The organism is Xanthobacter sp. DMC47, assembly GCF_056313845.1.
In genome coordinates this window covers 2416827-2437885 of sequence record NZ_JBQUZM010000001.1, presented here as the reverse complement: position 1 = coordinate 2437885, position 21059 = coordinate 2416827, and the positions used below count along the sequence as shown (strand labels likewise).

23 protein-coding genes are annotated in these 21059 nt (G+C 68.1%); 11 read left to right on the top strand and 12 right to left on the bottom strand.

The annotated features are described in order from the left end of the window. Positions 1-25 precede the first annotated feature (25 nt). The 4 genes from pqqA to secB all read right to left on the bottom strand — a co-directional run bounded on the left by pqqA (position 26) and on the right by secB (position 3303). On the bottom strand, positions 26-103 hold the full coding sequence (gene pqqA, locus ACT54R_RS11250; RefSeq protein WP_081437156.1) for a pyrroloquinoline quinone precursor peptide PqqA: 78 nt from the start codon (positions 101-103) through the stop codon (positions 26-28). Between the two features lie 155 nt (positions 104-258). Next, positions 259-954 carry a response regulator transcription factor gene (locus ACT54R_RS11245; protein WP_168458698.1) on the bottom strand — a complete coding sequence of 232 codons (696 nt, stop codon included), beginning with the start codon at positions 952-954 and terminating at the stop codon, positions 259-261. Positions 955-1044: 90 nt separating this feature from the next. Continuing rightward, the gene (locus tag ACT54R_RS11240; protein WP_476326229.1) at positions 1045-2643 is read right to left on the bottom strand and encodes a sensor histidine kinase; all 1599 of its coding nucleotides are present in this window, start codon (positions 2641-2643) and stop codon (positions 1045-1047) included. Between the two features lie 180 nt (positions 2644-2823). Next, on the bottom strand, positions 2824-3303 hold the full coding sequence (secB, locus tag ACT54R_RS11235) for a protein-export chaperone SecB (protein WP_168458696.1): 480 nt from the start codon (positions 3301-3303) through the stop codon (positions 2824-2826). A 163-nt stretch (positions 3304-3466) separates the two neighbouring features. Here secB and ACT54R_RS11230 point away from each other — a divergent pair, with 163 nt between their 5' ends. Continuing rightward, entirely contained in the window at positions 3467-3661 is a 195-nt protein-coding gene (locus tag ACT54R_RS11230) for a DUF1674 domain-containing protein (protein ID WP_476326227.1), read from the top strand. Between the two features lie 7 nt (positions 3662-3668). Here the strand turns inward: ACT54R_RS11230 and ACT54R_RS11225 are convergent, their stop codons facing one another. Continuing rightward, positions 3669-4475 (bottom strand): undecaprenyl-diphosphate phosphatase, encoded by an 807-nt coding sequence (locus ACT54R_RS11225; RefSeq protein WP_476326225.1) that lies wholly within the window; start codon positions 4473-4475, stop codon positions 3669-3671. A 352-nt stretch (positions 4476-4827) separates the two neighbouring features. Here ACT54R_RS11225 and ACT54R_RS11220 point away from each other — a divergent pair, with 352 nt between their 5' ends. The 10 genes from ACT54R_RS11220 to trmB all read left to right on the top strand — a co-directional run bounded on the left by ACT54R_RS11220 (position 4828) and on the right by trmB (position 15136). Beyond that, positions 4828-5517: a glutathione S-transferase family protein gene (locus ACT54R_RS11220; RefSeq protein WP_168458693.1), complete on the top strand. Its 690-nt coding sequence runs from the start codon at positions 4828-4830 to the stop codon at positions 5515-5517. Then, positions 5514-6662, top strand: a complete 1149-nt coding sequence (gene queG, locus ACT54R_RS11215) for a tRNA epoxyqueuosine(34) reductase QueG (RefSeq protein ID WP_476326464.1) — start codon at positions 5514-5516, stop codon at positions 6660-6662. The genes ACT54R_RS11220 and queG overlap by 4 nt, the downstream gene beginning before the upstream one ends. Positions 6663-6799: 137 nt before the next feature. After that, positions 6800-8188 (top strand): tRNA (N6-isopentenyl adenosine(37)-C2)-methylthiotransferase MiaB, encoded by a 1389-nt coding sequence (gene miaB, locus ACT54R_RS11210; protein ID WP_476326223.1) that lies wholly within the window; start codon positions 6800-6802, stop codon positions 8186-8188. 86 nt (positions 8189-8274) lie between these two features. After that, positions 8275-9318 (top strand): PhoH family protein, encoded by a 1044-nt coding sequence (locus ACT54R_RS11205; protein ID WP_168458798.1) that lies wholly within the window; start codon positions 8275-8277, stop codon positions 9316-9318. Positions 9319-9321: 3 nt separating this feature from the next. Continuing rightward, a complete protein-coding gene (ybeY, locus tag ACT54R_RS11200; protein ID WP_476326221.1) occupies positions 9322-9843 on the top strand; it encodes an rRNA maturation RNase YbeY in 522 nt (173 codons plus the stop codon). Between the two features lie 24 nt (positions 9844-9867). Then, the gene (locus ACT54R_RS11195; RefSeq protein ID WP_476326219.1) at positions 9868-10836 is read left to right on the top strand and encodes a hemolysin family protein; all 969 of its coding nucleotides are present in this window, start codon (positions 9868-9870) and stop codon (positions 10834-10836) included. Positions 10837-10919: 83 nt separating this feature from the next. Then, complete coding sequence (lnt, locus tag ACT54R_RS11190) at positions 10920-12494, top strand: apolipoprotein N-acyltransferase (RefSeq protein ID WP_476326217.1); 1575 nt, start codon at positions 10920-10922, stop codon at positions 12492-12494. A gap of 99 nt (positions 12495-12593) precedes the next feature. Continuing rightward, positions 12594-13001: a helix-turn-helix transcriptional regulator gene (locus ACT54R_RS11185; protein WP_168458689.1), complete on the top strand. Its 408-nt coding sequence runs from the start codon at positions 12594-12596 to the stop codon at positions 12999-13001. A 107-nt stretch (positions 13002-13108) separates the two neighbouring features. Continuing rightward, complete coding sequence (gene metK / locus ACT54R_RS11180; RefSeq protein WP_476326215.1) at positions 13109-14302, top strand: methionine adenosyltransferase; 1194 nt, start codon at positions 13109-13111, stop codon at positions 14300-14302. Positions 14303-14401: 99 nt separating this feature from the next. Further along, on the top strand, positions 14402-15136 hold the full coding sequence (gene trmB / locus ACT54R_RS11175; RefSeq protein WP_476326462.1) for a tRNA (guanine(46)-N(7))-methyltransferase TrmB: 735 nt from the start codon (positions 14402-14404) through the stop codon (positions 15134-15136). A 9-nt stretch (positions 15137-15145) separates the two neighbouring features. Here trmB and ACT54R_RS11170 read toward each other — a convergent pair whose 3' ends face one another. The 7 genes from ACT54R_RS11170 to rho all read right to left on the bottom strand — a co-directional run bounded on the left by ACT54R_RS11170 (position 15146) and on the right by rho (position 20869). After that, positions 15146-16012: an NAD-dependent epimerase/dehydratase family protein gene (locus tag ACT54R_RS11170; RefSeq protein ID WP_476326213.1), complete on the bottom strand. Its 867-nt coding sequence runs from the start codon at positions 16010-16012 to the stop codon at positions 15146-15148. Further along, positions 16009-16959 carry a lyso-ornithine lipid O-acyltransferase gene (gene olsA, locus ACT54R_RS11165; RefSeq protein WP_476326211.1) on the bottom strand — a complete coding sequence of 317 codons (951 nt, stop codon included), beginning with the start codon at positions 16957-16959 and terminating at the stop codon, positions 16009-16011. The genes ACT54R_RS11170 and olsA overlap by 4 nt, the downstream gene beginning before the upstream one ends. Next, positions 16956-17339, bottom strand: a complete 384-nt coding sequence (locus tag ACT54R_RS11160; RefSeq protein WP_476326460.1) for a Fur family transcriptional regulator — start codon at positions 17337-17339, stop codon at positions 16956-16958. Before ACT54R_RS11160 ends, olsA begins: the two co-directional genes overlap by 4 nt. A 153-nt stretch (positions 17340-17492) precedes the next feature. Continuing rightward, positions 17493-17969 (bottom strand): GNAT family N-acetyltransferase, encoded by a 477-nt coding sequence (locus ACT54R_RS11155; RefSeq protein WP_168458684.1) that lies wholly within the window; start codon positions 17967-17969, stop codon positions 17493-17495. Continuing rightward, positions 17966-18649, bottom strand: a complete 684-nt coding sequence (gene tsaB, locus ACT54R_RS11150; RefSeq protein WP_168458795.1) for a tRNA (adenosine(37)-N6)-threonylcarbamoyltransferase complex dimerization subunit type 1 TsaB — start codon at positions 18647-18649, stop codon at positions 17966-17968. The genes ACT54R_RS11155 and tsaB overlap by 4 nt, the downstream gene beginning before the upstream one ends. A gap of 128 nt (positions 18650-18777) precedes the next feature. Beyond that, a complete protein-coding gene (locus tag ACT54R_RS11145; RefSeq protein ID WP_168458683.1) occupies positions 18778-19338 on the bottom strand; it encodes a NifU family protein in 561 nt (186 codons plus the stop codon). A gap of 259 nt (positions 19339-19597) precedes the next feature. Continuing rightward, the gene (gene rho, locus ACT54R_RS11140) at positions 19598-20869 is read right to left on the bottom strand and encodes a transcription termination factor Rho (protein WP_168458682.1); all 1272 of its coding nucleotides are present in this window, start codon (positions 20867-20869) and stop codon (positions 19598-19600) included. Between the last annotated feature and the right edge of the window lie 190 nt (positions 20870-21059).

Sequence of the window (21059 nt, the reverse complement as noted above, 5' to 3'; positions counted from 1 at the left end):
GTTCGCGGCTCCCGACCTCGGTCGATCAGAAATCGGCCGGCAGGTAAGCGGTGACTTCCATGCCGACGCAGACTTCGCAAACCTGGGGCTTGTTCCAGCGCATGATGCTTTCCTCCAGTGTTCTCTCACGACCCTCATAAGAAGATCATAAGAAATTGAAGTAGCGAGGTTTTTCGCTACAACGGAGTCAAATATTGGCAGCCGAATCCGTTCCCGCAAGTGAAATCTTTTGCTGCATTGCAATACTTCTAGAGCTCATCAATGCGCTGACGGTGCGGAGAGGTCGAGCATGAAGCCGCGCCCCCGCACGGTCGCCACCTGGGGGCCGCCGGCGCGGCCCACGGGCGCAAGCTTGGTGCGCAGGTAGCCCACATAGACGTCCACCACGTTGAGCGAGGCGCCGCCCTGGCTGGCCCACAGCCGGTCGAAGATCTCGCCGCGGGCGATGGGGCGATTCGGGCTGGCCATGAGCAGGGCCAGAAGGTCGGCCTCGCGCTCGGTGAGCCGCACATGCACCTCGCCGAACTTCGCGGTGCGGGTGGAGGGATCGAGCACCAGCCGCCCCGCCATGACACGGTCGGCGTGGCTCTCGCCCAGGCGATGCAGGAGATGGGTGCGCAGCCGCGCCACAAGCTCGCCGAACACGAACGGCTTGACGATGTAGTCGTCCGCCCCGGCGCCCAGGCCCTCGGCGCGGTCATGCACCTCGTCCTTGGCGCTCAGGAACAGGATGGGGCCGGAATGGCCGGCGCTGCGCAGCGCCCGGCACACGTCGATGCCGGAGCCGTCCGGCAGCATCATGTCGAGCACCACGGCGCAGGGATTGTACTGGCGCGCCGTCTCGAGGGCCTCGTCGGCGCGGCCCACCACGGTCACGTCGAACCCCTCGGCGGAGAGGCCGCGGCTCAGCATGGCGCCGATGTCGCTGTCGTCTTCCACCACCAGGATGTTCATGGTTCCTCCTGTGCCCATCGGGGCTGTCCCGGACCATCGCATGGTCCGCGGGGCAGGGCTGTCGCGCAATGCCGGCAATCCAGCCGCTGGTCAAACCGCCGGGTCGGGCTCGTTCGCCGCGGATGCCGCAGCCTGCGGCAGGGCGATCGCCACCCGGGTGCCGCCCTGCGCCCCGTCCTCCAGTGTGATACGTCCGCCGTGCCGCGTCACCACCCAATCGGCCAGGGCCAGCCCCAGGCCGAATCCCTCGGCACCGCCGAGCCGCGCGCCGCGCGCGAAACGCTCGAACAGGCGCGCCCGCGCCTCAGGCGGGATGCCGCACCCGTCATCGGTGACGCTGACGATCTCGACGCCATGCCCGTCCGCATCCACGCCCCCTTCCACCGCCACGGAGATGCGGGTGAGGGGCCGGCCATGGCGCAAGGCGTTGTCGATGAGCCCTTCCAGCACCTGCCGCAGCCATTCCCGATCAGCATGCACGAGAAGGCCAGGCTCCGGGGCGTGCAGCACCAGCGCCACCCCCTGCCGCCGCGCCACCGGCTCCAGCCCCGCCACCGCATCGGCCAGCAGGGGCGCCAGCGGCGTATCCTGGAACACCAGCTCGATCTCGCCGCTTTCGGAGCGGGCCACCCGCAGCAGATCCTCCACCCGGCGGTGAAGCATGCCGGCGCGCTTGCGGATGGTGGTGAGCACCGTGCGGCTGAGGGCCTCCGGTATGGCCGGCGCCCGCTGGGTCACGTCGCACTCGCCGATGATGACGGTGAGCGGGGTCCGCAATTCATGGCTCACATCGGTGAAGAAGCGGCGGCGGGAGGCGTCGATGGCGGCGAGGCGGGCGTTCGCCTCGGTGAGGTCCACCGTGCGTTCCGCCACCGTCTTCTCAAGCTCCGCCCGGTCCTGCGCCACCTTCCGCTCGCGCCGGGCCAGCAGGGCGGCCATGCGGTTGAACCGGGCCGTCAGCACGCCCAGTTCGTCGCGCTGGCCGATGGCGAGACGGGCGGACAGGTCGCCGCGGCCGATGGCCGCGGCTGCCCTGTCGATCTCCCTCAGCCGGCCGAGCAGCGGCTGTGCCAGCGCGCGATAGAGCACCAGCGCCGCGGCGAACACCGCCAGCGCCATGGCAACGGCGCCGATGCGCAGCCGGTCTGCCAGTGCCAGTGCCTCTTCCCGGGCGGCCGTGACGCCCCGGCGCTCGCTTTCCACCAGCAGGGAAAGCGTCGGCCCGGCCGAGGCGGCAAACGCATTGAGGGAGCCGCGCACCCGGTCGCCCCGGCGCATGGTGTCCGGGTCACGGGTCGCGGCAGTGATCTGCCGGTCGAGGGAAATGAAATCCGCCCTGAGGCGGGCCAGCAGCCGTTCCTGCGGCCTGAGGCCGCTCGACAGCTCGGGCGCCGCCTGCACCGCCTTCACGGTCGAGGCCTCAAGCAGGGCGGAGACGCGGGAGCGGGCATCCTCGAGCCGCCCGGCGCCGGCGGTCGGGCTCTCGGTGGCGGCGATGGCGGCAAGGCCGTAGTCGGAGAGGCGCGCCGAAATCTCGGTCAGCACGTCGAGCCGCTGCTGGGCCGAGACCGCCGCCTCCAGCGCCCCGTCCACGGCGCGCAGGGCGATGAGCACGCTGAGACCCGCGAGCACCGCAAGAATCGCGGTGGCGCCCGCCAGCGCGGCCAGTTTGAAACGGATGGATCGCATTCGCCCCGCCCGGCCGGTCTCCCGCCGGTGTCGCGCCACCACTGGCCCGCTCCGGCGCGGCGGAGCCTGCCACAATGCGGCGCACGGGCAAAAGGAAAAGGGACACACGAAAAAGCCCGCCGCCGCAGGCGTCTGGCGCTGCGGCGGCGGGCTCTGTCGAAGATCAGTGGAGCGGCAGGCTCAGGCCTGGCCGGCCTGGAGACGCTCGGCTTCCGCCTGCAGGCGCTGCTGGTAGAGGGCGGCGAAGTCCACCGGATCGATCATCAGGGGCGGGAAGCCGCCGTTGCGCACCGCGTCGGCGATGATCTGGCGGGCGAACGGGAAGAGCAGGCGGGGGCACTCGATGAGCACCACCGGCTGCAGGCTCTGCTCGGGGATGTTGAGGATGCGGAACACGCCGGCATAGACCAGCTCGAAGGCGAACAGGGTGTTGCCTTCGACGCTCGCGCCGCCGTCGATCTTCAGCTCGACCTCGAACTCGCCGTTTCCGCCGGGCTTGGCGTTGACGTGGATCTGGATGCTGACGTCGGGCTGGGCCGGGGGAGCGGCAAGCGAACGCGGCGCGTTCGGATTCTCGAAGGAGAAATCCTTGATATACTGCGCGAGCACGTTCAGCGACGGCGCCGCATTCGGGTTGGGGCCGCCATTCTGCGAGGCCATGCGCATCTCCATCCGTGGGGTGTTGGGTCGGCCCCGCGGGCACGACCTGAAAGCGCGGCGCTGCTAGCACGCTTTCCGCCGCGGGTGCAAGGATGCGCACGGGTGAGGTCGGCCGCTCCTCAACCGAAGGCATGCCTCACGCGGCGAAGTGGGAGACGGGACCATGGACGAGGACAAGACCGAGCCGCGCAAGCCCCTGAGCGAGGCGGCGAAGCGCGCGCTCGCCGAGGCCGAGGCCCGGCGTGCGGCCATCGACGCCGCGCAGAAGGACCGGCCGAAGGAGATCAACGGCCGCAACGGCCCGGAGCCCGTGCGTTACGGCGACTGGGAAGTCGGCGGCATCGCCACCGACTTCTGAAGGCGCCTCAGCCGACCAGCGCGAGGCCGATAAGGCCGGCGATGCCCACCGCGATGCGCCACCAGCCGAACGGCGCATAGCCGTGCTTCGACACGAAATCGAGCAGCGACTTCACCACCACAACCGCCGCGCAGAATGCCGCCACGAAGCCGATGACGATGAGCAGGCCATCGTCCATCGAGAGGTTGCTGCGGTTCTTGTAGAGGTCGTAGGCGAACGCGCCGAACATGGTGGGCAGGGCGAGGAAAAACGAGAATTCCGCTGCCGCCCGCTTGTCCACGCCCATCAGCATGGCGCCAACGATGGTCGAGCCCGAGCGCGACATGCCGGGGATCATCGCGAGGCACTGGAAGAAGCCGATGATGAGCGCGATGTGCCAGGGCAGGCCCATGGCGTTGTTGTAGCGCGGCTGCGGCACCACCTTGTCGATGAACAACAGGATGACGCCGCCGAAGATGAGCGTGCCGCAGATCAGAGCGGGCGTCTCGAACAGCACGCTCTTGATGAAGCCGTGCGCCGCTGCGCCGATCACCGCCGCCGGCAGGAAGGCGATGAGGACGCCGATGACGAAGCGCCGCGCGCCCGGATTGGTGGGCAATTGCTGGGCGACGCGCAGGAAGCGCTGGAAATAGACCGTGAGGATGGCGAGCACCGCGCCGAGCTGGATCAGCACCTCGAAGGTGTGGCCGTTGCTCTCGAAGCCGAGAAAGTGCCCGGCGAGCAGGATATGCGCCGTGGAGGAGACGGGGATGAATTCCGTCAGCCCTTCCAGCAGGCCGAGAACAAGCGCTTCGAGCATGTCGCCGAGAGTCATGGGAGAGAAAATCCGGGAGGCGGGAGCGAGACGGCCGTCATCCTCTCCGGTTGGCTTCGCGGGTGCAACGTGGCGCGCCGCTGCGGAAGGACGGGGCTGGGGCCATTGACGCGTTTCCGGCCACGCTGTGGCCGCATCGCAACAGAGCGGCAAATAACCGAAGGGCAGGCCGTTGGCGGGCGCGCGACATCGTTCATGATTCGCTCACCACGATTGGAATGCGAAATGCGAGAGCAGCCGGCCGCCAGCCCGCGCTGCAGCAGGGAGGAACCAATCGGAAAGGTTCGGCTTCTAATCATAGGCAACGCCGGGTGCCTCGCCCCCTCCCTTCGACCCCCGGCGAAATCGGCCCATGTATCTGCATCATCATCCCTTTTGCCCCCATTCCCGATTCGTCCGCCTGCTGCTCGCCGAATACGGCCTGGAGCCGGAGCTGGTGGAGGAGCGCGTGTGGGAGCGACGGCCGGGCTTCCTCGCGCTCAATCCGTCGGGGGAGACGCCGGTGATCGTGGAGGAGATGGCGGCCTCGGTGCCGGGCGCCTTCATCATCGCCGAATATCTCGATGAGACCCGGGGCCTCGCCCTCGGCGCCCACCGCCTCCTGCCGGAGGATCCGGCCGGCCGCGTGGAGGTGCGCCGGCTGACCCAGTGGTTCAACGAGAAGATGTACGTCGAATCCACCGAACCCCTGGTGCGGGAGCGCATCCACAAGCGCTACATGACGCGCGAGCAGGGCGGCGGATCGCCGGATGCCACCTCGCTCCGGGTGGCGCGCGCCAATATACGCTATCATCTGAAATACATCGGCTGGCTGGCCAAGGCGCGCAAATGGCTCGCCGGCGAGAAGCTGAGCCAGGCCGACCTTGCCGCCGCCGCGCATCTCTCGGTGGCCGACTATCTGGGCGACGTACCGTGGGACGAGGACGAGCACGCGAGGGACTGGTACGCGCGGATCAAGTCGCGCCCGACCTTCCGCGCCCTGCTCACCGAGAGCATCCCGGGCATGCCCCCCTCCAAGACCTACGCGGACCTCGATTTCTGACGGACGCGGGCGGGCTGGAGCAAATCGTTCGCCGCCTCGCCCGTGAAGAGGGGTTCGATGCGGTCGGCATCAGCCGGCCCGAGGCGGGTCTGCCCGCCGGGGAACGGCTCCGCGCCTGGGTCGCGGAGGGCACCCATGGCGATATGGGCTGGATGGCCGAGACGCTGGACCGCCGCGCTGATCCTTTGACGCTGTGGCCGGACATGCGCAGCGTCATCATGCTCGGCCTCAATTACGGACCCGCCGAAGACCCCCGTGCCGTGCTGGCCCAGAGCGGCGCAGGCGCGATCTCGGTCTATGCGCGGGCCGAGGATTATCACGACATCATCAAGCCGAAGCTGAAGCGTGTCGCACGCGCGCTGCTGGCGGAGGCGGGCAAACGCGGCGTCGCGGCCGACGTGAAGGTGTTCGTGGATACCGCTCCGCTCATGGAAAAGCCGCTCGCCGCCGCCGCGGGCCTCGGCTGGCAGGGGCGGCACACCAATCTCGTCTCGCGGGAATTCGGCTCCTGGCTGTTTCTCGGCGCCATCGCGACCACACTGAAGCTTGAGCCCGACGGGCACGAGAAGGACCATTGCGGCTCCTGCCGCGCGTGCCTCGAAGCCTGCCCGACCGCCGCCTTCCCCTCGCCTTACGTCATCGATGCGCGGCGCTGCATCTCCTACCTCACCATCGAGCACAAGGGCCCGATCCCGGTGGAGTTGCGGCCGCTCATGGGCAACCGCATCTATGGCTGCGACGACTGCCTCGCCGCCTGCCCCTGGAACAAGTTCGCGCAACTGGGCCAGGAGGCGAAGCTGGCCGCGCGGGCGGAGAATGACGCGCCGCCGCTGGCCGAGCTGGTGGCGCTGAACGATGCCGCCTTCCGCGCCCGCTTCCCGAAAAGCCCGATCAAGCGGGTGGGCCGCGACCGCTTCGTGCGCAACGTGCTGATCGCCATCGGCAATTCGGGCGTTGTCGCGCTGCTGCCGCAGGTGGAGGCGCGGCTCGCGGATGACTCCGCTCTGGTCAGAGGTGCTGCGGTGTGGGCGCTCGGGCGGCTGGCGGCCCCCGCGACGACCGCCCGCAGGGCCGCGGAGCGGGTGCCGACGGAGACCGATCCGGCGGTCGTGGCCGAGTGGGCCGCAGCGACATCCGGGGCGTGAGACCCGCCGCCCATTTCCAATCCTAGCGTTTGCCGGTAGGATCAAAAGCTCACGGAACCATGAAGGGGGCGACAAGAGCTGGCGTCACGATCGCGTCGCGCCCACACGCGAAGATCGACGGCGACAGAACAGGCGACATGCACGAGCCCCGCAAGCTTTATGTGAAGTCCTTCGGCTGCCAGATGAACGTCTACGATTCCCATCGTATGGCGGACACACTGGCGCGTGAGGGATACGTGGAGACGCAGGACCCGGCCGAGGCCGACCTTGTGATCCTCAACACCTGCCATATCCGCGAGAAGGCCGCCGAGAAGGTCTATTCCGAGCTCGGGCGCCTTCGGAAGCAGAAGCAGGAAGCCGGCTCCGACACCATGATCGCCGTCGCCGGCTGCGTCGCCCAGGCCGAAGGCGCCGAGATCATGCGCCGCGCCCCGGTGGTGGACGTGGTGGTCGGCCCCCAGAGCTACCACCGTCTGCCCGAGCTGCTGGCCGAGGCCAAGGCCGGCAAGCGGGTGGTGGACACCGAATTTCCCGCCGAGGACAAGTTCGATCACCTGCCCGCGCCCACCCGCGCCGCCACCCGCAAGCGCGGCCCCGCGGCGTTCGTGACGGTGCAGGAGGGATGCGACAAGTTCTGCACCTTCTGCGTGGTACCCTACACCCGCGGCGCCGAGGTCTCCCGCCCGGTCACGAAGATCCTCGACGAGGCCGCCCGCCTCCTCGATCAGGGCGTGCGCGAGATCACCCTCATCGGCCAGAACGTCAACGCCTTCCATGGCGAGGGGCCGGACGGCAAGGTCTGGAGCCTCGCCCGGCTCATGGAGCGCCTGGCGCAGATGGAGGGGCTGGCGCGGCTGCGCTACACCACCTCCCATCCGCGCGACATGGGTGACGACCTGATCGCCGCCCACCGCGACCTGCCGCAGCTGATGCCCTACCTGCACCTGCCGGTGCAGTCCGGCTCCGACCGCATTCTGGCGGCGATGAACCGCAGGCACGGCCGCGACCTGTTCCTCTCGCTCATCGAGAAGATGCGCGGCGTGCGGCCGGACCTTGCCCTGTCGTCCGACTTCATCGTCGGCTTCCCGGGCGAGACGGACCGCGATTTCGAGGACACGCTCGATCTCGTGCGCGAGGTTGGCTTCGCCAGCGCCTATTCCTTCAAATACAGCCCGCGCCCCGGCACGCCCGCCGCCGAGCACGAGGGGCAGGTGCCGGAGGAGGTGATGGCCGCGCGCCTCGAGGAACTGCACAGGCTGCTGGAGGCCTCCAAGACGGCCTTCGACGCCGCCTGCCTAGGCCGCACCTTCGATATTCTGCTGGAGAAGCCCGGCCGCCAGCCGGGCCAGCTCATCGGCCGTTCGCCGTATCTCCAGAGCGTGGTGGTGAACGACCCGCCCGCCAGCATCGGCGAGCTCCTCACCGTCACCATCACCGACGTCGGCCCGAACAGCCTCGCCGGCGCTCCCGCCGAGACGACCCCTTCCCCCGCCCATTCCCGGCCGCTTGCGGCCATGGAGGCCTGAGCTTGCGCAGATCCGGCAGCGACAACCGTGATCGTCCCCTTGCGGCCTCCGGCCAGCAGGCCTCTCCCGGCCCCGCCCGCGCGGCGGTGACGGCCCCCTGGGCCGATCCGGACGAGCCGGCCGCCGCCCATGTGGTGCTGGCCTTCGACGACAACCGGCTCGCCACCCAGCTGTTCGGCCATTACGGCCGCAACCTTGCCCTCATCGAGCGCAAGCTGGGGGTGAAGGCGGATTCGCGCGGCAACCACGTGACGCTGGAAGGCGAGCGCGATGCCTGCGAGCAGGCTAGGGCCGTGCTGGAGCACCTGTACGAGGCGCTGCGCAAGGGGCGCGACATCAGCCAGGGCGACGTGGACGGCGCCATCCGCGAGGTCACCTCGCAGGGCTCCCTGTTCGATTTCGACCCGGCCGAGCAGCGCCAGTCGTTCGACGAAATCCACCTGCGCCGCCGCCCGGTGCGCGCCCGCACCGCCGCGCAGGATGCCTATATCCGCGCGCTGAAGCGGCACACTTTGGTGTTCGGCAACGGCCCCGCCGGCACCGGCAAGACGTGGCTCGCGGTGGCCTACGCCGTCCATCTGCTGGAGCGGCGGATGGTGGACAAGATCATCCTCTCCCGTCCCGCCGTCGAGGCGGGCGAACGCCTCGGCTTCCTGCCGGGCGACATGAAGGAGAAGGTGGACCCCTATCTGCGGCCCATCTACGACGCGCTCTATGACCTGATGGACCGCCCATTCGTCGAGCGGGCCCTACAGTCCGGCGAGATCGAGATCGCCCCGCTCGCCTTCATGCGCGGGCGCACCCTCTCCAATGCCGCGGTGATCCTGGACGAGGCGCAGAACGCCACCTCCATGCAGATGAAGATGTTCCTCACCCGCCTGGGCGAGAACTCCCACATGATCGTCACCGGCGACCCGAGCCAGACCGATTTGCCCGGCGGGCAGATTTCGGGCCTTGCCGAAGCGGTGCGGCTGCTGGAGGGCGTCGAGGGCGTCGGCATCTGCCACTTCAAGGCCGAGGACGTGGTGCGCCACGAACTGGTGCAGCGGATCGTCTCCGCCTACGAGCGCCTGGACGCGGCCAAGATCGAGGCCGCCTCCGCCCGCCTCGCCGGCAAGGCCGGGAGCTGAGCCATGGCCGCGCCCGCCGCCATCCCGCAGGCTCCCGAGATCGACGCGGACATCGACGTCGCGCTGGAGGCCGAGGGCTGGTCCGTCATTCCGGACGCGGAAGCGGTCGCCATCCGCGCCTGCCGGGCGGCGCTGGCCGCCTGCGCCGAGGACGTGCCGGAGCCGTGCGAGGTGGCCATCACCCTCACCGACGACGCGCGCATCCGGGTGCTGAACCGCGACTGGCGGGACATGGACAAGGCGACCAACGTCCTGTCCTTCCCCCAGCCGGACCTGCCCGACGACATCGACGCCCCCCAGCCCCTCGGCGACATCATCGTCGCTTTGGAAACGCTCAGCCGCGAGGCCGAGGCGGAGGGCAAGGCGCCGGCCGACCATCTCGCCCATCTGGTGGTGCACGGAACGTTGCACCTCATGGGCTACGACCATCTCGAAGACAACGAAGCAGAGGAAATGGAGGCGCTTGAGCGCGACATCCTCGCGGGCCTGGGGATCGCCGATCCCTATGGCCTGCCGCAGGACTGAAGCGACGGCGGCTTGATAACGAACATGTCCAACATCGACCAACCGACCGAGACCAGCTCCGCGGAGCCGCAAAGTTTTCTCGATCGATTGCGTGCCCTCCTCGGCACGTTCCGCCCGCACGGCTCCCTGCGCACCGACCTCGTGGAGGTGCTCGCCGCGGCGGAGACACCCGAGGAGGAGGGGGAATTCACCCCATCCGAGCGCAAGATGCTGCGCAACATCCTGCACCTGCGGGACGTGGGCATCGGCGACATCATGGTTCCCCGCGCCGAGATCGTCGCCGTGCGCAAGGATGCCCCGCTGGGCGAACTGCTGAAGCTGTTCGTAACCGTCGGCCATTCCCGGCTCGTCGTCTATGACGACACGCTGGATGACCCGGTCGGCATGGTCCACATCCGCGACCTCATCGCCTTCCTCGCCGGCGACCTCGCCTCCGCGTCCGGCAAGATCGACCTCGGGAAGGTCAATCTCGACGCGACGCTGGAGACTGCCGGCCTCATCCGCCGCATCCTCTACGTGCCGCCGTCCATGCCGGCGGTGGATTTGCTCGTCTCCATGCAGGCGGCGCGCACCCACCTCGCCCTCGTCATCGACGAATATGGCGGCACGGACGGCCTCGTCTCCATCGAGGACGTGGTGGAGGAGATCGTCGGCGAGATCGAGGACGAGCACGACGAGGCGGCCGAAACCCTTCTGACCCGCCAGCCCGACGGCAGCTATCTCGCCGACGCCCGCACCCCGCTGGAGGCGGCGGTGGAAGTGCTCGGCACCGGCTTCGCGTCGGAAGAGGCGATGGAGGAGGTCGACAGCGTGGGCGGCCTCGTGGTGCGCATCGCCTCCCGCGTGCCGAAATCCGGCGAGGTGATCTCGCTGCCGGGCGGCTTCGACGTGGACGTGGTGGATGCCGATCCGCGCCGGCTGAAGAAGCTACGCATCATCCCGCCCCGGGATCTCGACGGCGCCGCCGCCGGGCACGCCTCACCCGACGCCTGACCGTCCGCGTGGCTGTTCCCTCCAAGGCTGCCCCTCGCCGCGGCGCGCCCCCGACTGGCATGTCGTGGCGCGGACGCATCCTGATGCTGCGCTTCCTCACCGGGTGGCGGCGGCGCGGCGTCGCCTGGATCGCCGGGGCGGTCGGCGCCCTCGCCATGCCGCCGTTCGATCTGTGGCCCGTGCTGGCGATCAGCTTCCCGGTGCTGGTGCTGCTGCTCGACGGCTGCCGGGGCGATCTCAAGACCCGTCTGGTTTCGGCGGCGGGGGTCGGCTGGTGGTTCGGCTTCGGCTATTTCCTCGCATCGCTCTGGTGGATCGGCGCCGCCTTCCTGGTGGAGGCGGACGTTTTCGGCTGGCTGCTGCCGTTCGCGGTGGTCGCCATGCCGGCGGGGCTGGCGCTGTTCACGGCGTTCGGAACGGCAGTGGCGCGGCTCCTGTGGTCCAAGGGGGGCCTCAGGCTGTTCGCGCTCACCTTCGGCCTGACGCTGGCGGAATGGCTGCGCGGCCATGTACTCACGGGCTTTCCCTGGAATACCTACGGCTATGCGGTTTCCGACGACCTGCTGCTGATGCAGGCGGCAGCCGTGATCGGGGTGTGGGGCCTCACCTTCTTCTGCGTGCTGTTGCTTTCAACACCGGTGCTGCTCCTGGTGCCGGGCCGGCGCGGCCTTGCGGCCGTCGGCGCGGCGGCTCTGGTCATCGCGGGGACCGCGCTGTGGGGCGGCTACCGCCTCTCGGTGACCCCGCTCGAGACGGTGCCCGGCGTCGCGCTACGGGTGATGCAGCCGAACCTGTCGCAGGACAAGAAGTTCGCCTACGACCGGCGCGAGAAGATCCTGCAAGACTATCTGGCTTTGAGCGCTAAGAAGAGCGCGACCTATCCTGGCGGGCTCGCCGACGTCACCGTTCTGATCTGGCCGGAATCGTCATTTCCTTTCATTTACGAACGGGAACCCTGGGCGGCCGAGGCCATTGCCGCCGTTCTGCCAGCCAACGTGACGCTGGTGACCGGCGCCATCCGCTATGACTTGCCTCCGCCCGGCCAGCGCTCCCCATTCTTCAATTCCATCAGGGTGATGGACCACCGCGGGCGGGTGCTGGAGAACACAGACAAGGTGCATCTCGTGCCGTTCGGGGAATACCTGCCGTTTCAGGCCGAGCTTGAGGCGCTCGGCCTTGAACAACTTACGCGTGTGCGAGGTGGTTTCTCCTCCGGTGCGGAGCTTGCCGCCCTCCAGATCCCGGGCCTGCCGCTGGCGTCTCCCCTCGTATGTTACGAAATTATCTTTCCTGGAAAGGTAGTTCCGGTCGGTCCACGGCCGGCATGGCTGCTCAACCTGACCAATGACGCATGGTTCGGTCTGACGCCCGGTCCCTACCAGCATTTCGCGCAGGCCCGCATGCGTGCGGTGGAGGAAGGGCTTCCACTCGTCCGCGCCGCCAATACGGGCATCTCCGCGATCGTCGATCCGGTGGGGCGTATTGTCGCATCTCACGATCTCGGAAAGGAGGGCCTGGTGGATGGTCCCCTGCCGAAGTCACTGGAAACGGTTTCTGTTGCTGCCAAGCTTGGCGGTATGGCCATCCTTACGCTTCTCGCCATTGCTTTTGCCCTAGCTTCCGCACCGCTTTGTGGTTGCATTACACGCAAAGGTTGATCGACGCGTTCCGATTGTGTCCCTATGTTCGCCGGCAATCAGGGCAGCCTTCGCGCAGCGAAGTATCGAGTAATCTTTTCCGACATAGCCGGAGAGACCATGGCCAAGAAGGCGCCGAACCCTATTGATAAGCACGTTGGCTCGCGTGTCCGCATGAGGCGGATGATGGTGGGGATGAGCCAGGAGAAGCTGGGCGAGCATCTGGGCATCACCTTCCAGCAGATCCAGAAGTACGAGAAGGGCACGAATCGCATTGGTGCGAGCCGGCTCCAGCAGATTTCGATCGTGCTTGGCGTTCCTGTCGCCTTCTTCTTCGAGGGCGCCCCCACGGTCGGCCCCGAAGGCGAGGGCTTCTCCGAGGAACAGTCCCCGGCCTACGTCTCTGACTTCCTCGCCACTTCCGACGGACTGACGTTGACCCGGAACTTCATGCGGATCTCGGACGCCCGCGTCCGGCGCCGCATCGTCGATCTGGTGATCGCCATCGCCGGCGAAGCCGAGGCGTGAAGCGTTCGTTTTGGCGAACGATTTCGCGTTGACGACCTTGACCGCCCGCCGCTGCGTTGCCACAAAGGGCGGCCGCACCGTGGCGCGGGCGTAACAGGGGCCGTCATATGGCGCGTCAATCTTATCTTTTCACCAGCGAATCGGTTTCCGAAGGTCATCCGGACAAGGTCTGTGACCGGATTTCCGACGAAGTGGTCGATACCTTCTTCCGCACTGCGGAAACCGAAGGGTGGGATCCGAGCCAGGTTCGCGTCGCATGCGAGACGCTCGCCACCACCAACAAGGTGGTGATCGCCGGCGAAACCCGCGGCCCGTCCTCGATCACCAGGGATCTCCTCTCCCACGCCGCGCGTCTGGCCATCCGGGACATCGGCTACGAGCAGGCCGGCTTCCACTGGGAAACCGCCGACATCGACGTGCTGCTGCACGCCCAGTCGGCGGACATCGCCCAGGGCGTGGACATCGCCGGCAACAAGGATGAGGGCGCCGGCGACCAGGGCATCATGTTCGGCTACGCCGTGCGCGAAACCCCGGAGCTGATGCCCGCTCCCATCTATTATGCCCACAAGATCCTGAAGGTGCTGGCCGACGCCCGCCATTCCGGCGAGACCCATGCCCTCGGTCCCGACGCCAAGAGCCAGGTCACCGTCCAGTATGAGAACGGCAAGCCGGTGGGCGTCACCCAGATCGTGCTGTCCACGCAGCACCTGGACGAGCACCTCACGTCCCACGACGTGAAGTCCATCGTCGAGCCCTACATCAAGAAGACCCTGCCGGACGGCTGGGTGACGGACGCCACCGTGTGGCACGTCAACCCCACCGGCAAGTTCGTCATCGGCGGTCCCGACGGCGACTGCGGCCTCACCGGCCGCAAGATCATCGTGGACACCTACGGTGGCGCGGCTCCCCACGGCGGCGGTGCCTTTTCCGGCAAGGATCCGACCAAGGTGGACCGCTCGGCGGCCTATGCCGCGCGCTACCTCGCCAAGAATGTGGTCGCCGCGGATCTGGCCGACCGCGCCACCATCCAGCTCGCCTACGCCATCGGCGTGTCCGACCCGCTGGCGGTCTATGTGGACCTGCACGGCACCGGCAAGGTGGACGAGGCGAAGCTTGAAAAGGTGCTGCGCGAAGTGATGAACCTGCGCCCCCGCGGCATCCGCGAGCATCTCGGCCTCACCAAGCCCATCTATGCCCGCACCGCAGCCTACGGTCATTTCGGCCGCGCGCCGGAAGCGGACGGCGGTTTCTCCTGGGAGAAGACCGACCTCGTGGACGCGCTCAAGGCGGCCGTGGCCTGAGCCCGCAGGGGCCGCCACTCCGCGCCTTGATCCATCTGAGTTGACCCGCCGGCCGGATTGCCCTGCAGTCCGGCCGGCGCCTTTTTCAGCATGACCGCCATGAGCCAGCAGCCGAGCGAACACCAAAGCCAATCCGCGAGCCCCGCCGCCGCCGCGGAATTCGAGGCGCGCGGCGCCTTCTATGGCCGGCGCATCGGCAAGACGCTGCGGGGGCTGCAGCAGGACGCCCTTACGCATCTGCTGCCGCGCTACAAGCTCGATCTGGACGGAGCCGCCGAGCCGGCGAGCCTCTTCACCGAGCCCAGGCAGGGATATTGGCTCGAGATCGGCTGCGGCTGCGGTGAGCACCTCATAGACCACGCGGCGCGGCGGCCGGATGTGGGCTTCATCGGCGTCGAGCCCTTCCTCAACGGCCTTGCCCGGATGCTGGTGGACCTCGACGCCCGCAGCCTTTCCAACGTGCGGGTCTTCGACCTCGACGCCGCGTTGCTGCTTGACCGACTGCCCACGGCAAGCCTCGATGGGGCAGACCTGTTCTATCCCGATCCCTGGCCGAAGAAGCGGCATTGGAAGCGGCGCTTCGTGCGCCCCGACAATCTCGACAGGCTCGCCCGCGTCGTCCGCCCCGGCGGCGTGTTCCGCTTCGCCTCCGACGTGCCGCACTACGTGGGCTGGACCCTCTCTCATGTCCGCGCGCACGGTGCCTTCACCTGGACGGCGCAGCGGGCCGACGACTGGCGCAAGCCCTATCCGTTCTGGCCCGGCACGCGCTACGAGGCGAAGGCCATCGCGCAAGGCCGCGTGCCCACCTACCTCACGTTCATCCGGCGCTAGGAAAAGCGTTCACTCGCCCGCGGCGTGGAGTGCGGACAGCCCCTCACGATAGGTGGGATAGCGAAGCCTCACCCCCAACTCTTCCTTGAGCCGGGCATTGCCCACGCGCTTGTTGCCGGACCAGAAGGAAAGGGCCATGGGGCTCATCTCCCGGGCCGCGTCTGCAAAGGGAATGGCGGGCGGCGGGTCCATGCCGAGCAGTTCCGCCGCATAGGCGATGGGATCGCCGGGCGGTGCCGGCAGGTCGTCCGTGACGTTGAGGATGCCGTCGTAACGGTGCGCGATCGCGGCGCGGATGGCGCAGACGATGTCGCCCACATGGATGCGGTTGAACACCTGCCCGGGCTTGTCGATGCGCCGGGCCGTGCCGGCGCGCAGCTGGGCCAGCGCGTTGCGCCCCGGACCGTAGATGCCGGCAAGGCGCAGCACTGCCACGCGGATGCCGTGCCTGCGGCCGAAATCCTGCCAGTCGGCTTCCGCCTTCAGCCGGCGTTCAAGGCGGGCGCTGCCGGCCCGCGGCGGTGTCGCCTCATCCACCCAGCCTCCGTCGTGGTTGCCGTAGATGCCGAGCGTTGTGAGATAGACCACCTGGCGCAGACGGCCGGACGCGAGGATTTCCGCAGCGCAACACAGGATGGGGTCGCCCCGATCGTCCGGTGGAGCGGACGCCAGCAGGATCTGGGCGCCGCCCAGCGCGCTCGCGAGCCCATCGCACAGCGTCGTTCCGTCGAAAGCGAAGCCCTCCACGTCGGCCGGAAAGGTGGAAAGCCGCGCGGCCTCCCGCGAGGTGCCGACGATGCGGCCGAACGCATCGCGATCCTCGGCGACGAGATGCCGGGCGCAATAGCCGAAGCCGATGGCTGCGAGCGAGATCATGGGCGGGTGATGCCGGAGGTGCCGGCATCCGGCAAGGGCGATTGCACCGCCGGATCACCCGGCCGGCCGGCGAGGGCGAGGGCGCACAGGCGGCGCACCGTGGCCTCACTATCGCGCGTAACGCTCTTGCGGTCATGGGCGGCATCAAGCTTCACCGGCGTGCCGAACGTGACCTCCACGTCGATGGCGCCGTGGCGCAGCACGTCCATGAGGTGCGGAGCCAGCTCCATGTCGCCGAACCACGCCGCTATGGGCCGATGGCTGCGGCCCATGGGCAGGCCCTGGAGGCGCACATAGGACACGGCGAGCGGCTGAACCACCACCTCCGTCCCGGCGGCGAAGGCCTCGCGCGCGGCGCCCACGAGAGCGGTGCGGAAGGGCAGCACACGGTTGCCGTCGCTCGAGGTGCCTTCGGCGAACAGCACGACCGGGTCGCCGTCGACAAGACGATCCGCGATCTCCCGGTTGACCGCGCCGGTGGCATGGCGGCGCTGGCGATCGACGAACACGGTGCGCTGGAATTTGGCGAGCAGCCCGATCAGCGGCCAGCCCGATACCTCGCTCTTCGCCACGAAGAACAGGGGCGTCAGCGAACCGACCACCGGAATGTCGAGCCAGGAGGCGTGGTTCGCGAGGATCAGCAGCGGCCGATCAGCGGCCGGCGTGCCGCGCACATGCACGCGCACACCGATGAGCCGCAAAAGGATGCGATGGTAGAGCCGCGGGATGTGGCGGCGGGCATCAAGGCCCAGCTTCAGCGCGATCCACTGGACGGGAATGCCCACCAGCGTCACCGTCCCGACCGTGGCGAGCACCCCGGCGAGGCGCAAGCGATCCAGGAAGCGCGAGAGCGCGGGCTGCTCGGGGCCGAGCGGCGCCAGCCCGGTCGGCGCGGCAGAACCGTCGCCGGAAGCGGGCGCTGCAGCAGGCCCGCCGGACAGGCTCACTGCTTCTCGTCCTCGTCGAGCGGCACCGCATACAGCTCGAGGCGGTGGCCGCGCAGCTTGAAACCGAGATCCCGGGCGATCTGCTCCTGCAGCGCCTCGATCTGTTCGGAGCGGAACTCGATCACCTGGCCGGACCTGAGATCGATCAGGTGGTCATGGTGTTCGTCGGGCATCTGCTCGTAGCGGGCGCGGCCATCGCCGAAATCGTGCCGCTCGATGATGCCGGCATCCTCCAGCATCTTCACGGTGCGGTAGACCGTGGAGATGGAGATGTTGTCGTCGATGGCCACGGCGCGGCGGTGCAGTTCCTCCACGTCGGGATGATCCTGCGCGCCGGACAGCACGCGGGCGATGACGCGGCGCTGCTCGGTCATCCGCATGCCCTTGGCCAGGCAGGCTTCCTCAATGAGGCTGATCTTTCCGCTCAAGCGGACCTCCGCGACGACCCGGGGACTTTCCCTTGCCTTATCGCGCCGCCGCCTGCCCGCTGCAAGGGGGCGGACAAAGGCTTGCCACCACTCGCTTGCCGAAGCTTAAAAGTCGCGACGCAGCAGCAGCGCATCGGCACCGTCCGCATAATAGCCCCGGCGCCGGCCGACCTCGCCATAGCCAAGACGGGCGTAGAGCGTGCGGGCGGCGGCGTTGCCCGCCTCAACCTCCAGGAAGGAGGTCGAGACGCCTTCCGCAGCGAGGCGCGCGAGATGGAAGGAGACCAACGCCCGGCCGATGCCCCGGCGGCGACGGTCGGTGACGACGGCGACGGTCAGGATTTCCGATTCGGGCGGCACGCAATGGGACAGGACGAAGCCCACCGGTGGCTTGCGGGGGCCGAGCGCCGCCACATGGGCGCGCACGGCGCGGTCGGCGAGGAGCCGCTCGAACTCGTCGGCGCCCCAGCCCCGCGCGAAGGCGCGGGCATGGATGGCGGCAAGATGGGGGATGTCCGCGGCCGTGGCGGCCCGCAGCAGCGGCGGGCGCGGCGGAAACAGGCGATCGAGCAGGCGCTTCATCGGCGGGCGATGCGGGCCTTGTCCTGCGGCTTGGCGTCGGGAGGCCGCAGGTAGAGCGGGCGCGGCTCGGCCGCTTCGGGATCGGCGACGGAGCCGAGACGGGCAACCCACGCCACATCGGGGGCGGGCGTATCATCGACCAGCTCAGGAAGCTTTTCCGCCGGCGGCCAGGCATCGGCCACGAGATGGGCCCCGGAGCCGACAATCCGCACCGCTCCAATGGCCACCGAGCGGGCGGCCTCCCGCACGCTGGTGATGCGCGGCGCAATCAGCGTGCGCCCGCCGACGCCGAACATCTGCAGGAAGACATGGCCGTGGCGGGCATCGATGGCCGATACCACCGGAACCGCATCGTCGTGGGCGAGATAGGGCGCGGCGAGTGCGGCCAGCGTCGTCACTCCCACCACCGGCCGATTGGCGGTCAGCCCGAAGCCACGGGCGGCGGACAGGCCCACCCGAAGGCCGGTGAAGCTGCCGGGCCCCACCGTGACGGCAATGCGCGCCAGATGCTCGAAATCGATACCGGCGGAACTCATGACCTGCTCGACCAGCGGGATCAGCGTTTCCGCATGGCCCCGCTCCATCAGCAGCGAATCGCCCGAGACGATGCTGTCCGTCTCGGTGTCGAGCACCGCGGCGGAGCAGGCGGCAAGCGCCGTGTCTATGGCGAGGACATACATGAACGCGGGCACCCCGATCGCCGCCACGATCAACCGAAACCGTGGCGGGGGGAAGCAACCCGGCACGCTCACTTTCGGGAAAGGTTAATGAGGCCGTTCCCGAATACCTCAAATCGGGGTCAGCGCCGTCAGACTGCCCGGACTTCCGCCACTTCCGGCACGAAATGCTTCAACAGATTTTCGATGCCGTTCTTGAGCGTGGCGGTGGAGGAGGGGCAGCCCGAACAGGAGCCCTTCATATTGAGGAACACCACCCCATCCTCGAAGCCGCGGAAGGTGATGTCGCCACCGTCGTTGGCGACGGCCGGGCGCACCCGGGTCTCCAGCAGTTCCTTGATGGTGGCGACAATCTCGCCATCCTTGGCATCGAAGAACTCGTCGCCGTCGCCCACATCCGGCTTCACGCCCTCGGACAGCACCGGGGCGCCGGACATGAAGTGCTCCATGATGGCACCGAGGATGGCCGGCTTGATCTGCGGCCACTCGCTGTCGGTCTTGGTCACCGTCACGAAGTCCGAGCCGAGCATGACACCCGACACGCCGCGCACGTCGAACAGGCGCTGGGCGAGGGGAGAAAGCTCGGCATCCTCGGCCGAACGCAGGTCGAGCACGCCCTCTCCCAGCACCGAACGGCCGGGCAGGAACTTCAGGGTCGCCGGGTTCGGCGTGGTTTCGGTCTGGATGAACATGGCCAATCCTCAAAAGAAACGGTGCGGGGAAAACCCGCCGGTTTCTCTCAAGATAGGGAGGACGCCGCGAAACGGGAAGGGAGGGATCCGGGATCGTCCCGAATTGACACGCCGCGCTTGAGCTTCGCCGAACGGGGCAGAAACGAAAGGTGCGCGAATCACGCGCCGGGCGCTGATGGCGGTTCGTTGCCGCGCGAACCGGGCCGGAGGTCGTCCGGCCCTGCTGCGATGAACGCGCGAGCGCGCTCAGGTGTACCGCTCAGGTGTTCATGGAATCGAAGAAGTCCTGGTTGGTCTTCGTCTGCCGCAGCTTGTCGAGCAGGAACTCGATGGCATCCACGGTGCCCATGGGGTTCAGGATGCGGCGCAGGACGTACATCTTCTTGAGCGTGTCGGCAGGAACCAGCAGCTCTTCCTTGCGGGTGCCGGACCGGGTGATGTCGATGGCCGGGAACACGCGCTTGTCGGAGACCTTGCGGTCGAGGATGACTTCCGAATTGCCGGTGCCCTTGAACTCCTCGAAGATCACCTCGTCCATGCGCGAGCCGGTCTCGATGAGTGCGGTCGCGATGATGGTGAGGGAGCCGCCTTCCTCGATATTGCGCGCCGCGCCGAAGAAGCGCTTGGGCCGCTGGAGGGCGTTGGCGTCCACACCGCCGGTCAGCACCTTGCCGGAGGACGGCACCACGGTGTTGTAGGCGCGGCCAAGGCGAGTGATGGAATCCAGAAGGATCACCACGTCGCGGCCATGCTCGACCAGACGCTTGGCCTTCTCGATCACCATCTCGGCCACCTGCACGTGGCGCACGGCCGGCTCGTCGAAGGTGGAGGAAACCACCTCGCCCTTCACCGAGCGCTGCATGTCGGTGACTTCCTCGGGCCGCTCGTCGATGAGCAGCACGATCAGGAAGCACTCCGGATGATTGGCGGTGATGGACTTGGCGATGTTCTGCAGCAGCACCGTCTTGCCGGTGCGGGGCGGCGCCACGATCAGGCCGCGCTGGCCTTTGCCGATGGGCGCCACGATGTCGATGATGCGCGGCGAGAAGTCTTTCTTGCTGCCGGCGGGCTCATCGTGCTCGAGCTTGAGCCGCTCGTCGGGATAGAGCGGCGTCAGGTTGTCGAAATTGATCTTGTGCCGCGCCTTCTCGGGGTCCTCGAAATTGATCGTGTTGACCTTGAGCAGCGCGAAATAGCGTTCGCCCTCCTTGGGAGAGCGGATCTGCCCCTCCACCGTGTCGCCGGTGCGCAGACCGAAGCGGCGGATCTGGGAGGGGGAGACATAGATGTCGTCGGGACCGGGCAGATAGTTCGCCTCGGGCGAGCGCAGGAAGCCGAAGCCGTCCTGCAGAACCTCGACGACGCCCTCGCCAATGATCTCCGTCTCGGTGGCGGCCAGCTGTTTGAGGATCGCGAACATCAGCTCCTGCTTGCGGAGCGTGCTGGCGTTTTCCACCTCATTCTCCTCGGCGAAGGCGAGGAGCTCGACGGGGGTCTTGGACTTGAGGTCTTGAAGTTTCACTTCCCGCATAAGGGAAAGCCTCGATGGGTATTGGGGGGCCGGGAGCCGATCGGTCAGGATCGGGGTCGGCTGGTGGAGGGAAGGACGGGATCGCAGGTCTTCAGGGGAAGCCGGGGGCACGCAGCTCGCCGCCTGACGCGCCGGCCGGACCAAGACGGCTCCACCAGGACAGCGTCTTCAAGACGACGCCAAGAGCGGA